The following is a 15,240-nucleotide window of genomic DNA, read 5'->3' as shown; positions in this document are numbered from 1 at the left end:
ATGTCGTTTGCGATTCCCCGCATCACGCGCTCCAACTCAGCGTCCATGGAGCACCTCCGCGGGCTTGACGCTCAGAATCGAGCGGATCGACGAGGATGCGGCGACGAGCACGGTCAGCGCGAGCAGCACGAACACGAGCACGAACACCATCGGGCGCATCGTGATGCCCGAGGAGAACACCACCTGTCCGATGAGCTGCGCGACGCCTGAGCCGAGCAGCGCGCCGACGAGCGCGCCGACGAGCGAGATCGCGGCGGTTTCGGCGAGCATCAGGCGGGAGACCGCGCCGTCGGTCGCGCCGATCGCCTTGAGCAGTGCGAGCTCGCTGGAGCGTTCGGAGATCGAGGCGGCCATGAGATTCGCGACCGCGACCGCCGCCGCGACGAGGCTCAGCGCGGTCATCAGGATCATCACAGCCTGCGTCTTCTGCAGCACGTTGCCCTGCAGGGCGGCGACCTGACGCACCTGCTTGGCAACGGCGCCCGGAATCACCTCCTCGATCTGGTAGGCGATCGAGCTCGGGTAGGCGGTGCAGTACCACGTCTCCCACTCATCCTGGCTCAGTGCGGCCGGGTTCTGCGAGGCCTTGCGCGCCAGATCGTTCTCCGGCGTGGTCAGCGCCTTGACCTCGATCTTGTCGACCGAGTCGGGCAGGTTCGCGAGCACCTGCGCGGTGGACGAGGCGATGTAGAGCGAGCCGTTGTCGTCGTCGCCGGAGTCGTAGACGCCGGTGAGCCTGATCTTCTGCTCGTTGGTCTTGCCGTCGGCGGTCTTCTTGGTGAGGGTGATCGTGTCGCCGGTCTTGACTCCCAGCTTCTGGGCGAGGGTCGTGCCGATGACGCCCTGATCGGTGTCGTCCTTCGGCCATGCGCCGTCGAGCTTCCACCACGAGCGCATGCCGTCGACGCCGACCACGGTCGACTCGCCGGACGCGAGCTTGAGGGTCTTGTTGAACCACGTGCCGACGATCGGCACGTCCACGCCGTCGACGGTGGCGTGCACGTTGAGCTGCGGCGCGAAGTTCGTGATGTTGAATGCCCAGAAGATCGTCTTGATCTTCGGCGCGTCCGATTCCTTGAGGAACGCGGTCGGGTCGGACTGATCGCCCGCCGCCGCACCGGCCTCGGTGTTGTACAGGTCGGAGACCACCGCGTCGGCCTTCGGCTGGACGGTGATGTTCGAGCCGTACGTGGACAGCTCGGCGTTGAGCTTGTCACCCACGTCGAAGACGACGCCGAGCATCGCCACCGACACCGTGGCCGACAGGCACACGGTCAGGGCGATGAGCAGTCGCCGACGCAGCTGACGCGTGAACGACCGCGCGATCATACGCAGAAAGAACATGATGTTGCCTCCCGTCTCACTGCTTGAACTGACTGCATCACTGGAAGTGGGCGCTCAGCGCGTCCAGATCGGCGGTTTGGATCGTGATCTTGCCGCCGCCCATCTTGAACGGGAACGGTATCGGGTTGCATCCGCCCTTGAAGCCGATCGTCGCCAGGTTGATGGCGACCTCGCACTTCTTGCAGATGATCTTGCCGTCCTTCTCGTAGTAGCCGGCGTCGCCGCAGTTCTCGCACGCGTCGAGGCCGATGCCGTACGCGCCGCCGTTCTTCTTGATGATGATGAAGCGCATTTCGGTGCCGTCCTTCGCCTTGTATTCGAAGCGATGCAGGTGGCCGTCCTCGACCTGCGCGAACGTGATCGTCGCGACGCCGTCCTTCAACGAGTAGTCCTCCGGCGGGGAAAGGGTGATCTGCTGAGTGGTGGCGGACACGCCGACGGTGAGCGTCAGGGTCACGCCGATCATCGCGACGAGGCTCCACACGGCCGAGGCGATCGCGTGACGGCGGAACGCCTTGTGACGGCGCACGGTCGCCTCGTTGACGCCGGGCTCGGGCTTCGTCGTCATGCGGAATCCGGCGATCATCGAGGCGACGGCCGGGATCGCGAACACCAGCGCCTGCACCATGATCATCTGCTGGTTGTGGTTGATCGAGAAGACGAGCGGCTGGAACAGGAATCGCGGGAAGTACAGGGAGTGCGCCTGAATCATCTGCAGCAGGCCGGTCGCGTGCTGGATGAACAGGATCGCCATCATCAGCACCGAGGCGACGGTGAACGAGATGCGCACGGCGGTCGAACGCATCGTGCGGAAGATCAGGGCGACGATCGCCGACATCGCGAGCCCGAGCAGGAAGCCGAGGGCGCGCAGCAGCATGTCGGAGGTGAAGACCGGAGCGTCCGGCTCCACCCAGATCGTCAGCTGGAGGATCACGTCCGGCAGGGCGTAGAAGAGGGTCAGGGCGATCGCGATCGCGGACACCGCGTTCGCGAGGTGCATCCAGATCGCGTGTTTGCGCCAGTCCTTGACGATCCACGGGGAGGCGATCACCGCGGCGATCGCGAGCAGGTCGACGACGACGGCGACCGTGAGGACCGGCTGGTTGACGAAGGTGCGCTGGTTGATGACGGCGGTGGCGCGCAGGGTGGCGAACACGATAGCCGCGATCGTGCCGAGGATGAATCCCCACAGGCGCCAATGGGAGCTGATCGGCTTGTCCTTGCCCTCGCCGACCGTGAGCATCACGCTCAGGCACATGATCAGCAACGCGGGGGCCAGCGTCCCCGGCATCACCGCAACGAATTGTTCAAGCATTCGCGCCCTTTCCTTGTGGGGTTTTGGCTAATATGCCGCAAACGGACTGAAGCCCCCTCTTGAAGTTGAGGGGGCTCTGTTGGGTTGTCATGCGGCGGAAATTACCACTGACGCGGGGTGTACTCCCAGTTGTCGAAGGTGACCTCGATCGGCTCGGTCCAGAAGTGGCCCTTGACACCGGTCTCCGGGTCGACGTGGAGCATCCAGCCCTTCTTGGCCGGGGACTCGATCGAGAGCTTCAGCTGGTAGGTGCCGGCCTTGTCGAGCTTGACGTTGGCGCCGTAGTGCGGGCCGTCGGAGGCGTTCATCTGCATGAAGGTACCGGAGGTGGCGGTGCCGCCCTCGACCTCCTTGCCGGTGGACTTGTCGATGATCGTGTAGTTGACGGTCAGGTCCGGGATGAAGTCGCCCTTGCCGTAGCCGAGCTCGGTGCCCTTCTCATTGGCGTGGATGTCGGCCTCGAGGTGGAAGGAGGCGTCCGCGGCCTTGAGGCCCATGGAGGACGGCTCCATGTCGATCGGCTGGAAGTAGACGGCGCCGACGGTCAGCGGGCCGGCCTCCTGATCCTGCTCCTCGGCGGTGCCGGACGGGCCGACCGGGACCTCCTCGAAGCCGGTGCCGGCGTCGGAGGCGGCGGCGTCATCGGAGCTGGAGGAGTCCGAGCTGGAGGAGTCGGAGGACTGCGAGGAGGAGTCCGACTTCGTGTCGGCGGTGCTGGTGTTGGAGGAGCCGCAGGCGGCCATCGTGAAGGTCATCGAACCGGCGAGCAGCAGGCCGAGCAGGGCGGCCATCTTCTTGTTCTTCATCATTTCTTGTTCTCTCCTATGTTGGGGTTGTGATTGGAGTTCACAGATTGGTTGGTTGTTGAATTATCGATTACTCGGGGAAAGTCTGTATGGGTGGATGGTGGATTCGGCCGGTCACTTCGCGGCAACGGCTCCGGCGTTCGCGGACGCCTTGAGCCTGCGCTGCTTGATGAAGCCGACCACGAACAGCGCGATCACGGCGATGGCGGCAAGCACCTGCGCCACGATGCACTCGACGTACGGGTAGAAGCCGAGCCAGTCGTTCGTTGGCACGCCCTGCAGGTAGATGGCCGGAAGCAGGTCGCCCTCGATCAGCGCGTGCACACCGCCGCCGGCGAAGACGACCACGAGCACGGACATGAGGATCGACGTGACGAGGAAGAACGGTCCGATCGGGATCTTCACCGACGTGAATCGGATGATCAGGAAGATGATGACGAGCACGACGGCCGCGGCGATGCCGCCGGTCCACATGCCCTTCGAATCCTGGCTCATCGAGTAGATCGACTCATAGAAGATCACGGTTTCGGCACCCTCGCGGAACACGGCGAGGAAGCTCAGCATCGCGAGCGAGACGACCGTGCCGAACGCGATCTGCTCACCGGATTCGACCTGCGAGGAGGCGGTCTTGACGGCCGCTTCGGTCTTGGTCCTGATGTAGCGGTTCCATGCCTCGACTGAGCTCTTGTTGAGCATCCAGTTGCTGGTCCACAGCAGCATGCACATGGCGATGAGCGCGCACACGCCCTCCATGATCTCCTGCTGCGGGCCGGAGCCGCCGAACAGCAGGCCGAAGATCACGGCGATGACGCCGGAACCGGCGAGGCCGACGAGCACGCCGACGTAGATCCACTTGGTGAGCTTCCTGTTGCCGGACTTGACGAGGTAGGCGATCACGGCGGCCACGACCAGCAGCGCCTCAAGACCCTCGCGCACGAGGATGATGAACGACTGGCCGACGGCGCTGGTGATGAACTTGGTGAAGCCGCCCTCCTTGTCCGCGGCACCGCCGTCGAGGATGCCCGCATCCTTGACCAGCATGGCCTTCAGGTCGTCGATGAGCTTCTTGGTCTCCTTGAGGGAGGCGCCGGTGTTCATCGCCTTGCGGGACATCTTGAACTGGTATTCGACCTCGGAGACGCGGCTGCCGCTGATGGCGTTCATCACGTTCTTTTCGAAGCCGAGCTTCTCGTAGTACTGGTAGTAGGCGTTGTTGACGAGGGTCGCGCCCTTGGCGCCGTCGCCCTTCTCGTAGGCCTTGTAGGCGTTGTCGAGGATCGGGGTCATCTCGTTGGCCACGTCGGTCCAAGAGCGGTTGCCCTTGCCGGGGTTCTTCTTCTTTTTGGCGTCGAGCTCCTTGCGCTCCTTGGCGAGCTGATCCTGCAGGGCCTTGGCGTAGGCGCGCGGCTTGGCGAGCTGCGCATTGGCGTCGAGCTGCTGGCCGGTGGCGTCGAGGTCGGCCGTGAGGGCCGCGATCTTCTCATCGATCTGCGCATCGTTGCCGGGCACGTAGGAGAGGTTCTGGATGTCCTGGAACGCCTGCTGCTGGGCGGCCTGCTTGTCGGCGCCGATCGTCTGGCTGACGACGGCGGTGAAATTGGAGGCCACGTAGATCGAGTTGTACGCGGCCATGAAGTCGGAGGTGGAGCCAGCGGTATTGCCGGACTTGTATTCCTTGACGCCGGACTTGAGCTGCTTGTCCATCGCCTTGGCGACGGCGGTCCACGACTCGTAGTCGGTGGCGGAGCTGGTCGACGATTCGGCCGCCGAGGCGGTCTGCGGGGCGAGGATCGCCAGCGGGCCGCTCTGACCGTTCCGGGCCGATCCCCCGAACGGGGCGACGGCGAGCGCGGCGATCATGAGCACGGCCAACAGCGCCGCGGCTGACGAGCACAGGCCGGCCGAGGCGCGTTTGAGCACAGCGAACGCGCGTGAAGACATGATGTTTGAAATTCCTCTCTAATCCAAAACTGCCCACAGGATAGAAGAAAAAAATTTTGAAACAACAGTCTTGATTTTTGGGCGCAGTCGAGGTAGTCGGGGTTTTCCGATGGTTTTACTCACGGTGAACCGTTGGGAAACGGCCAAAATTCAAGCCATCTCCCGATTCGACATGTCTCACCATGTGGACATCGGGCGCCACTGTCTCACTCTCGTTCCGCATCGCAAGACGCTGCAAACGTTCGCGGTTCCCGCATCCTTGGCCCTCTGTCACCCCTCCAGCACCGCCATCACCCTGCGCTCGTCGTAGAACGCGAAGACCACGCCGCCGATCGCGCACAGGACAGCCGCGCACACGGCGGCGATGCGATATCCGGCACCGGAGGCCATGCCGATCGTCGAGACGCCGGTGAACAGCAGCATCGCGACCGACTGCCCCATCTTCATCGCGAACGTGCGGGCCGCGTAGAACATGCCCTGACGGTCCTGGCCGGTGGTCTTCGAACTCGCGTCGGCGATGTTCGCGACGATCGCCTGCGGCAGGATGCCGAACGCGGCCATCGGGATCGCGCCGACGACCGACAGGATCAGCCCCTGCGCCATCGGAGGCAGGAACGACACCGCGCCCGAACCGAGCGCACCGGCGAACGCGAACGCGCAGGTGAAGATCACGAACGCGGCGAGCAGCGGGCGCTTCTTGCCGGCACGGTTCGCGAGGATGTTGACCGGCACGTAGAACAGCACCGATACGCCGGTCATGAGCACGAAGTAGATGGTCGTCGTGGTCTCGGGGAGTTTGAGCAGACTCGTCACGAAGAACGGCAGACCGGTCTGGAACGTGGTGATCGCCACCCAGTAGACCACGTCCGAGCAGACGAACTTGCGGAACTCGCCGTCGGAGAAGGTCTGCTTGAGCGATTCGACGGTCGATTCGGAGGTCGGCTTCGAGTCGACGTAATCGCGCTCGTTGATCGTCAGCGGCGGCACGAGCATGCACAGGCAGGCGACGATCGCCATGATCGTGAACGTCAGACGGATCGCGCCGACGCGTCCGAACGAGCCGACGAACCCGCCCCAGATGACGGGCGCGACGTACGCGACCGCCGTGCCAGCGACCCACGTGAAGGAGATCGCGGTGGAGATGGCGAGCTGCTGCTTCGAGTCGTGGCCGAGTTCGGCGATCAGCGCGTTGTACGGCGTGCAGTAGAACGTGAGCGCGATGTAGTAGCCGATCACGGTGACGAACAGGACGGCGGCGTTTACCCAGCTGGTGCCGTTGACCGGACTCCAGAACACGAGCACGGTGACGAGGGCGAGCGGGGCGGCGGCGAATTTGAGGAACGGCATGCGTCGGCCGGATCGCGCATTGCAGCGGTCGGACAGCGAGGCGACGGCCGGGTCGACGAACGCGTCGAAGAAGCGCGCGAACGCGGTGATGCCGCCCACCACGGTGACGACACCGAGGATCGCGAGGCCCTGCGGCACGAACACGGTCTGGCCCTGCGCGATGGTCTCATTGTCCGGCTGGTAGAAGTAGACGAGCCAGTTCGAGATGATGCCGCTGAGCAGCGCCCAGCCGAACTGGCCCACCGCGAACGCCCAGATCTTGGCGCCCGGCAGGTCCCTGACCGTGTTGTTCCTCACCACATCCATCATCACCACACCTCCGTGACGAGTGTTCCGACGTGTCCGATTATCGATGTATCGATGGCATCCGACCGCCAGCCTATGCGTGGCACCCACCGGCCGCCTCGCACCCTCGCGCCGGCACCCGATGTTGACACAGTGTCAATCGTATCATGGGCGCTCATATGGCAGTTGGATTCGTACGGTCCAGGTGTTGTCCTCCAGTGTGGTGCGCATGGTGCCGTTCAGACGGCGGATGATGTCGCGGTGCGTGGCGAGCCCACGCCCGGAGGATATCTTCTGTCCCCTCTGCCGGGAGCCGAGGGTGACGGTGTTCATCTGGACGATGCGTATGCGCCGTTCGTCGGTGTCCACCATGAGCGAATAGTCGTCGCCGGGAACGCAATGCCGACGTATGTTGGCGAACAGCTCCGTCACAAGCGAGCGGACCTCCTCGCGTACATCGGCGTCGTACCGGTCGAGGAATCCGGTTCCCGTCACGCCGGCCGTTCCCTCGAATCCCAGTGCGGCGAGCTCGCTGCGTCGTGCTTCGACGAATTCAGACAGCGAGCCCGATCCTGATGTCCGCGACTCATGCGGTTCGGACGATTCTGCGGCTTCGACATCCCGGGTCTCGTTCTTCGCGCGGCCACCGGCATGCGGTGCGGGTCCATACGCGTCGGGACCGTCCATGCGCAGCTGGTCGATGACGGCGTGCGCGCAGTCGAGGGCCTCGCGGGTCTTCCCGTCGATCCTCTCCAAGGTCTCTCTTTCCACGCCGTCGGCGTCCAGCATGCGCGTGTTGGCGATGGTGATCACGTAGGTCAGGTCGTTCGTCAGGATGTCATGCAGACGACGCGCGGCCAGCATGTCGCGTTCCAGTATCTCGTTGCGTTCGCTCAGCATGCGGATGCGCAGCAGGTCCCTCTGCCGTTCGCCGTACGCCCGATACCGGCGGATGCCGTATCCCACCGAGACGCTGATGCACTGGACGATGAGCACCGAGGCCGCCACCCCCATGCCGATTCCCATCGATGCGGGGACGAGAAGATTCACCGCCGTGTTGACGGCGAACAGGCCCGCCGCCATCCACATCGGAGCGAGCAGGAACACGATCCCGAACGCCGCGGCCACGCCGAACACCATATGGGAGGAATTGAACGACGGGACCGCTATGCACAGCGTGGCTGTCAGGATCACGACGACCGACCCGGTCACCGGCCTCAACGCCACTGACAGGCACGCCGCCGCGTACACCACCCCGACCACGACGTACGGCCAATCGCCCGCGGCCAGACCGCGACCCGAATACACGTCCAGGGCCAGCATGCAGCACATCATCGCAAGCAACGCCAGCCTGCGCGCCACATGCCCCCGTACCGGGCGCCCCCTCCGGCCGGTCAATGCGCCGGCCTGTCGCACAGCCACATGGAGACCAGATGCACGCGGTTGCGCGCCCCGGCCTTCGCGATGGCACGCTTGAGATACGTGTTCACCGTCGCCTCGCTCAACCCCAGTCGCCCCGCGATATCAGCCGACGTGTCCCCGCGACTGCACCACGCGACGATCTCCCGCTCGCGATCCGACAACGCCGCCACCCCTGACGCCACATGCGAGCGCAGCCGCTCGAACGCGCCCTCGGGCGAGGCGAAGACGACATCCCCATAGGCTCCGGGAGCATCCTTCGCGTGCACGAGCGCATCCACCAGTCCCTTGAGGTCCGCCTTGCCCACGATGGCCTGCGCCCCTACCTTGGCCGCATCGGCCGCGTACTCGTCAAGGCTGAACGAGGTCACCGCGATCATCACGGTCCGTGAATCCCGCTCACGGATCGCCCGGATGACCGACAGACCGTCCATGCCTCCCATCGACATGTCCACCAGCAGCACATCCACCGGTGACGATCCCAGACAACGATCCACCGCCGTCCGCCCCGAATCGGCCAGCCACGCGACCACATACCCCCGCGGCAGAACACGACGCAGATACCCGGCCATGGCATTCAACGCGAACACGTCATTGTCCACAATGCCGATCCTAACCATCAACCATCCCCACGGCCGTTCCAATCAAACCACTGCCAATCCTACCCCGCACTACACCTTGCACAAGCCAAGCAGCTTCAACCAGTAATTACACTCCCTATTAACCATCAGCTCCGCAGCTCCTGATATCTTCATTTCATTGGAAAGGACGTCTGTCTGCGATACACCCACAGGTACGGCCAAGGATGATATCAAGATACCCGACAACATCACATTAATTAGCTTCACTATTTACCTCATCTTGCTGATTATCGCCGTTTCATGCGGCGCTTATTCATTTCCGCGAACTGCCGTTGACGTTCCTCACGAATCTCCTGAGCGGTTTGACGTGTGATGGTGCGAAACTCATCCCACCTGGGGTCATCACGGCTAATTCCCTCATGCCAAGGAGTATCCACAGCAAAAACGAAGATAAGACGCACCAGCCACAGGAACGAAGCACACCACACAGCCAAGGACACATCATCAAGAACAATCATGGAAACCACAGCGGCCACCACAGCGAACAGCAGTATTTCGACAATCACCATGACAATGGGTATGCGAGGCCCGTCCCGATGCTGACGCACCACGAATCGGCGATCGATGAGAGTCTCAATCACATCACCAATCGTCACCGTGCATAGGGCAGCCAACAGCAATATCATGAATGATGCACTACGAAGAGGCGTAAGTCTCGCCGCTATGTCCAGAACGATCAACGAGACCGGAAACCTCACCGCCAACGCAACAAACAGACTGCTCTTCAGCACCAGCCCCAGCGGGTAAGGTTTCCAATCCGATTCTTCAGACATTACTATCATCTTTCCAATTTATACAAATGGAGCATATTCCGCAACACTTAAAGTTCACGAAAAACACTGTCGCATAACCCCATCAATTCCCAAAATCATTTCAAAGATTTTTTGAGCCTCACTACCCATTTGGGCCATAAACATTCCATTTCTCATAGCTCGCCAAATTCCTTTCACACCACCATATAATTTACGCGCACTCTTAATCCATCCAATAACTTTGCCAACAGGAACTCCATACTGAACAACAAGAAGTCCTATTTCATATGCGCATCCCGGGAGATTGGAATATGGCTGTACTCCATTATTGACAACTGTTCTATCAAGAGCATCATCTAAACGATGAGCATAATTAGGAGTCGTTCGAGGATCAGCCCACTTCAAATCTACAGGAGCACTTTCAAGTCGACGAAGAAGACCATCCAACTGTGCATCAGTCATAGCCGGCGTGGAAGAAATTGACATATCTTGCATAACACTATTTGTAATGTGCATCGATCCTTCAGCAGCCGAAGCAGGTACCACAGTACCAACAGCCAAAGAGACGACTGTGGCAGCTCCGACAATAGCAATCCACATAGGTTCTCTCGCTTGCATTATATCCTCCTAACTAATCATTAGCTGAATGCTAATAACTACGATAAGAGGAGGGATCCATACCATGAAATCCATGTCATCATTTTTAGGACCGTCCAGATATGACGTCTCCGTTAGCAGTGCAGCTGCTTTGTCGACATTCGCTGACATTTTGTCCGATTCCGAACTCCGTCAGAGTTACCAGGAGTCACCGAACCCCCTTACGATGAGACGTATGAGCACACCTGCACCACATACGATGGCGTTCCCGCACGCGCTCGGCACCGGACTGCTGATCCAATCGCCGCTCGACCCGGACGGTTTCGCGATCGACGACTCGCTGTCTAGTTCGAGTGGATAGTTGACGCATGTTCCGAGGCATGGTTGACGAGTTGGCGAACAGGACCGGGAAGGAGACCAGGGAGCGGATCGTGGCGCTCCGGCGCGAGCTGACGGCCGGGGGATTGGACGCGGGGCCGGAGTCCATCGCCTGTGTGTGTCAAGTTGGTGTCTGCGTTTTGTGCAGTGTTTTTCCGCACTGCGGAAAAACACTGCCAAACCTGTCGAACAAACATTGAAGCAAAACACCCGAGCCGAGGAAACGGCCCAGATCCTCGTACGCGAGGTTCGAGGCCGACCTGCCCAACGAGACGTGGCAGTCGGACTTCACCTGTATTTTAAGTTGGCGTTTCTGGTTTCGTCACTAATTTTTATCTTGCAATAACAACATAATAGGGTATTAAATAACCACCCAATTGAGCTTCATACATTACATTAATAGCAACTCCTGCAATCCCGCTATAACGATCATTATAGGAGAAATCATATCTATCACGAATAGTTACCCTTCCAGCCAATTTGCTCCAAGTAAATTTATGAATCGCATAGTAGAGATCACGCTGCTCAACACTGCCAGAATTAGGAAAAATATCTGATCCTCTAGATGCTCCACTGCGCTTGATTCGCGTAAAAACCGGAGAAGAAGATACTCGAGCAGCATTCGCTTTTAAAGGATAATAAGTATTATTTAATGAATTGTTTGAAGCAGCGTGAGTCAGAAGCTCAAAAGACAGCCGATATCCCTGCATTTGAAAATATGCATTGACCGCAGCAACTGCAGGCGTATACACCGGATGAAAACCAGCATACGTAGCATTCAAGGGCTTCTTGTAGAGAGAATACTCAGATATTTGAACATCAATAGCATCAATTATAGACTGAATTCTGATTTTTTCCGAATTCTCTACTTCACTGCTTGACAAAGCATCAACATACATCTTTCGAGCCTGCTTCAGCTCTGTCTCAACATCAGTACCATTGGCAGCCAGTTCATTCTCAATAACAGAAATGGCATCTTGCATGTCGGCACTTACGGATCTATTTTCTTGAGCATTCGCCGACAAAGGCATCATTGCAAAGAATGCGGTAGCAACACACAACACAAATGTGATTAATTTTTTCATATTATTTACCTTCATTATAAAATACTTTCAAATATGTGATATTCATTGTTCTGGGATCCTTTGATGATCACCAATGTATCGTAACCGTTGAAAACTGTTTTATGCGGTCTTCCATACAACGCACTTGGTTGTACGCCAAGATCAAATTCGGCTATCGTGCCTGCGATGATGCTCTTATCATCTTCAGTCAAATTACCTGTGGAATACGATTCGTCATCCAGAACGGTATCGGCCACCTCCTCATTATCCGCAATCGCGATCCTGTAGTATCTGAATCCATCACCGTGGAAACTTGTCTCTGACTCATCTTTCAATACCTTTACCTTTTCAGGAAAGGTTATCGAAAACTTTGAGGATATATCGTCAATCGGATTGTACGTCGCCATGTTTATAGAATATGAAACAACTACATATACTAGTGGACCAAACACGACGATAAGCACAATCGCGATCAGACAAACAATTAGCAGCTTATTCCCTGAAGATGATCTATCATTCAACATCTCTCCTTTGAAATATCTACAGCACAATCATATTGACTGCTTTGCCTTTCGGACATTTACCATGATAGAGAAAGAGCATCTCCATCGGAAACGCTTGTCATCATTTCTGGGACTTACCAATGCGGTGGCATCACCCCGTTCATTCGCGATCGCAAACGCAGGGATGAGTTACCAGGAGTCACGTTACCAGGAGTCACCGAACCCCCTTACGATGAGACGTATGAGCACACCTGCACCACATACGATGGCGTTCCCGCACGCGCTCGGCACCGGACTGCTGATCCAATCGCCGCTCGACCCGGACGGTTTCGCGATCGACGACTCGCCCTCCGCCGCCTCGAGTCCGGCACGGCGCGGCATCTCGAACTACGACGCGATCGACATCCTCATCGACGAGTACGAGCAGGCGCTCTCCCGATTCCGCAGACACTCGCTCGTCGACGAGATGCGACGTGCCGAGCATGGCGGATCGTTCGACTTCCCCGACTGGGCTGCACCGTTGTTCGATCTGTATGATGCACTCGTCTACGCCACCGACGGCGCGATCGACCCGTGCATCGGCGAGGACCTCATCCGACTGGGCTACGACGCGCAGTACTCGTTCCGTCTCTCCCCCGACGCACTTGCGCCAGCCGACTCCGGCACAGGCAAACGCGCCGGCAGCGGCAACCTCGCCGGAGACGCCGCCAACGACCACAGGCGTCCCGCCAAATCACCAGTCGCCGCAGAGACCGTCTCGGCATCGCCTGCCGCCGCAAACGGCTGGAACCTCGGCTCGATGCATGGTCGTGCCACATGGCGAGAGGATGTGGAACGTCGCGGCCCGGGAGGCACGACGCTCGTCACCCACCGCTCGGTGGCGCTCGACTTCGGTGCATGTGGCAAGGGCTATCTCGTCGACCTCATCGCACAGCGATTCCTCGGAGAGCACACGGGCATTGTCCTTTCTCAATCAGACGGAGACGCAAACGCAGCCAGCGGCCCGACCAAGGTCGGTCAATCCGGCGATGCGGGTTCCCACTACGTCATCGACGCGGGCGGCGATCTGCTCGTTCGATCCCCTGACAAACCACTGACCATCGCACTCGAAGACCCGACGAACACCGAGAACGCGGTCGGCACCGCGCGGGTCGGCACGGGCGCAATCTGCGCGAGCGCCCCCAGCCGACGCCACTGGGAAGCGGCCGGCCACCGTCTCCATCACCTGCTCAACGCCGTCGACGGCCTGCCCGCAAACAACGTCGCCGCCACATGGGTGTACGTGCCCATGTCCACACACACCGCCGCGGCCCGCCCCATCAGCACCGACTTCTCCACCGCGCTCGCCGACGGCGTGGCCACGGCCCTGTTCACCACACCAGCAAACCAACTGCACAAGCGGCTAACCGAATACACGGCTGCGCGCGGCAGCTCGCAACGCGCCCCTCATGACAGCCCGTCCAACGTCGCGCGCGCCACATCATCCGAGCCCAATGCCGCGCGCGCCGCAACCCCGAATTATGCGGCGTTCGAGTGCGCCGTGCTCAATTCCGACCGCACCGTCGTGCGATCGACCGGGTTCCCCGGCGATTTCTTCATCCGGTAGTGCCACTCAACATACGTCAATCGTTCTAAGAACGTTATGCGGCAGGATTACGTGCCGCTCAACGCCAAAATGATCGATTTTCGCGTTGAGCGGCAGCGATCTTCCACCACAGCCAGCCTCGGCGCCGCATAGTCAATATTGACAGTCTGTCAAAACGGCTATTTTCCAACGATTCGCATTGCCATCGCACTCGCTTCGACGACAGCGGACAATCGCAATGGAGGTCAAGTCTGCCGCTCAACGCAAAAACACACGAAAACCGCGTTGAGCGGCACGGTTTGCTGCCTCGACACTGCCTCGGCCCAACCCGCCAATTCACTTTATGTACGCATTTTCTCCGTACAATAGAACGTATGGCCACCATAGCAACGAATCAGAAGACCTCACGACTGGACATCAGGCTCACGGACGAGCAACGCAAGATCATCGAACGAGCCGCCGCGCTGAAGGGCTCCACCCTGACGCAGTGGACGGCGCAGCACCTGTTGGACGCCGCGCGCGCGGACATCGAGCAGGAGACGACACTTCGACTGGAATCACAGGCGTTCGACGATTTCCTCGCCGCACTCGAGGAGCCCATCCCAGATTCGACCGCGGAACTCATGACAAGGGACCCCGAATGGGCGTAGACCAGCACAACCAACAGCACAACCAACGCATCTTCCAACGTCCCCGTCGTATGGAACCCGGCGAGGATCTTGCCGACTTCCACTGTGGCGTGCCCCTCATCGACGAGTGGGCGCATACACGCGCCACGTCGGCCGCCAAACACGGAACGGCGGTGGTGTACGTCTCACGCACCACCGCCGGAGATACCGCGGGATTCTACACACTCAGCTCATACGCCGTGGAACGCAGCCGCGTGCTCGGCGGCTGGCTGCGACGCAACACCCCCGACCGCATCCCCGCGATATTGCTGGGTATGCTCGGCGTCGCACTGCCCTATCGGGGTGAGGGACTCGGCTGGAGACTGCTGCAGGATGCCATCGCTCGGGCGCGCGCGGCCAGTGAGCAGATCGGCGCACGCGCGCTCATCGTCGACCCATACGACGACTCGGCGGAATCGTTCTACGCCCATTTCGGTTTCCAGGAAATTCCCGGAACGGACAGTATGTACCTGCGGCTCGTCTGGAGACCTGATCCAGAGACCTAATCTTCTGACGCGACCCGCGGCACGGCTCGCCTCCGACCCCCGCGACCACGGACCGGCCTCACGGCCGGACCCAACTCTGTCCTCGCTCG

15 protein-coding genes are annotated in these 15,240 nt (G+C 60.0%); 4 read left to right on the top strand and 11 right to left on the bottom strand.

Going from position 1 to position 15,240, the window contains the following annotated elements; translation table 11 throughout:
• Positions 1 to 36: 36 nt before the first annotated feature.
• The 9 genes from BW11_RS08010 to BW11_RS07970 all read right to left on the bottom strand — a co-directional run bounded on the left by BW11_RS08010 (position 37) and on the right by BW11_RS07970 (position 10,468).
• Positions 37 to 1,344, bottom strand: a complete 1,308-nt coding sequence (locus BW11_RS08010) for an ABC transporter permease (RefSeq protein ID WP_140445256.1) — start codon at positions 1,342 to 1,344, stop codon at positions 37 to 39.
• A gap of 37 nt (positions 1,345 to 1,381) precedes the next feature.
• Complete coding sequence (locus BW11_RS08005; protein WP_043167377.1) at positions 1,382 to 2,659, bottom strand: DUF2318 domain-containing protein; 1,278 nt, start codon at positions 2,657 to 2,659, stop codon at positions 1,382 to 1,384.
• A gap of 101 nt (positions 2,660 to 2,760) precedes the next feature.
• On the bottom strand, positions 2,761 to 3,468 hold the full coding sequence (locus BW11_RS08000) for an iron transporter (RefSeq protein ID WP_140445257.1): 708 nt from the start codon (positions 3,466 to 3,468) through the stop codon (positions 2,761 to 2,763).
• 111 nt (positions 3,469 to 3,579) lie between these two features.
• The gene (locus BW11_RS07995) at positions 3,580 to 5,406 is read right to left on the bottom strand and encodes an FTR1 family protein (RefSeq protein WP_375137652.1); all 1,827 of its coding nucleotides are present in this window, start codon (positions 5,404 to 5,406) and stop codon (positions 3,580 to 3,582) included.
• 270 nt (positions 5,407 to 5,676) lie between these two features.
• Entirely contained in the window at positions 5,677 to 7,062 is a 1,386-nt protein-coding gene (locus BW11_RS07990) for an MFS transporter (RefSeq protein WP_107044346.1), read from the bottom strand.
• A 141-nt stretch (positions 7,063 to 7,203) separates the two neighbouring features.
• Entirely contained in the window at positions 7,204 to 8,400 is a 1,197-nt protein-coding gene (locus BW11_RS07985; protein WP_140445258.1) for a hypothetical protein, read from the bottom strand.
• A 32-nt stretch (positions 8,401 to 8,432) separates the two neighbouring features.
• Positions 8,433 to 9,059, bottom strand: a complete 627-nt coding sequence (locus BW11_RS07980; protein ID WP_258184600.1) for a response regulator transcription factor — start codon at positions 9,057 to 9,059, stop codon at positions 8,433 to 8,435.
• Between the two features lie 266 nt (positions 9,060 to 9,325).
• Entirely contained in the window at positions 9,326 to 9,871 is a 546-nt protein-coding gene (locus BW11_RS07975) for a hypothetical protein (protein ID WP_140445260.1), read from the bottom strand.
• Between the two features lie 54 nt (positions 9,872 to 9,925).
• Positions 9,926 to 10,468 carry a hypothetical protein gene (locus tag BW11_RS07970; protein WP_140445261.1) on the bottom strand — a complete coding sequence of 181 codons (543 nt, stop codon included), beginning with the start codon at positions 10,466 to 10,468 and terminating at the stop codon, positions 9,926 to 9,928.
• A gap of 214 nt (positions 10,469 to 10,682) precedes the next feature.
• Between BW11_RS07970 and BW11_RS11870 the strand changes: the two genes are divergently transcribed.
• Positions 10,683 to 10,808, top strand: a complete 126-nt coding sequence (locus BW11_RS11870; RefSeq protein WP_258184601.1) for a hypothetical protein — start codon at positions 10,683 to 10,685, stop codon at positions 10,806 to 10,808.
• 349 nt (positions 10,809 to 11,157) lie between these two features.
• Here BW11_RS11870 and BW11_RS11680 read toward each other — a convergent pair whose 3' ends face one another.
• Complete coding sequence (locus tag BW11_RS11680) at positions 11,158 to 11,910, bottom strand: hypothetical protein (protein WP_219846740.1); 753 nt, start codon at positions 11,908 to 11,910, stop codon at positions 11,158 to 11,160.
• Between the two features lie 14 nt (positions 11,911 to 11,924).
• The gene (locus tag BW11_RS07960) at positions 11,925 to 12,296 is read right to left on the bottom strand and encodes a hypothetical protein (RefSeq protein WP_140445262.1); all 372 of its coding nucleotides are present in this window, start codon (positions 12,294 to 12,296) and stop codon (positions 11,925 to 11,927) included.
• A gap of 337 nt (positions 12,297 to 12,633) precedes the next feature.
• Here BW11_RS07960 and BW11_RS07955 point away from each other — a divergent pair, with 337 nt between their 5' ends.
• From BW11_RS07955 to BW11_RS07945, 3 genes are all read left to right on the top strand, one after another.
• Positions 12,634 to 13,998 carry an FAD:protein FMN transferase gene (locus BW11_RS07955; protein WP_181162548.1) on the top strand — a complete coding sequence of 455 codons (1,365 nt, stop codon included), beginning with the start codon at positions 12,634 to 12,636 and terminating at the stop codon, positions 13,996 to 13,998.
• A gap of 353 nt (positions 13,999 to 14,351) precedes the next feature.
• Positions 14,352 to 14,627: a DUF1778 domain-containing protein gene (locus BW11_RS07950; RefSeq protein WP_107044342.1), complete on the top strand. Its 276-nt coding sequence runs from the start codon at positions 14,352 to 14,354 to the stop codon at positions 14,625 to 14,627.
• The gene (locus BW11_RS07945) at positions 14,618 to 15,151 is read left to right on the top strand and encodes a GNAT family N-acetyltransferase (protein ID WP_258175636.1); all 534 of its coding nucleotides are present in this window, start codon (positions 14,618 to 14,620) and stop codon (positions 15,149 to 15,151) included. The genes BW11_RS07950 and BW11_RS07945 overlap by 10 nt, the downstream gene beginning before the upstream one ends.
• The last annotated feature ends 89 nt before the right edge of the window (positions 15,152 to 15,240 follow it).

It is taken from the genome of Bifidobacterium sp. UTCIF-38 (assembly GCF_006454495.1).
Classification (GTDB): domain Bacteria; phylum Actinomycetota; class Actinomycetes; order Actinomycetales; family Bifidobacteriaceae; genus Bifidobacterium; species Bifidobacterium callitrichos.
This window is presented reverse-complemented; position numbering and strand designations above follow the sequence as displayed.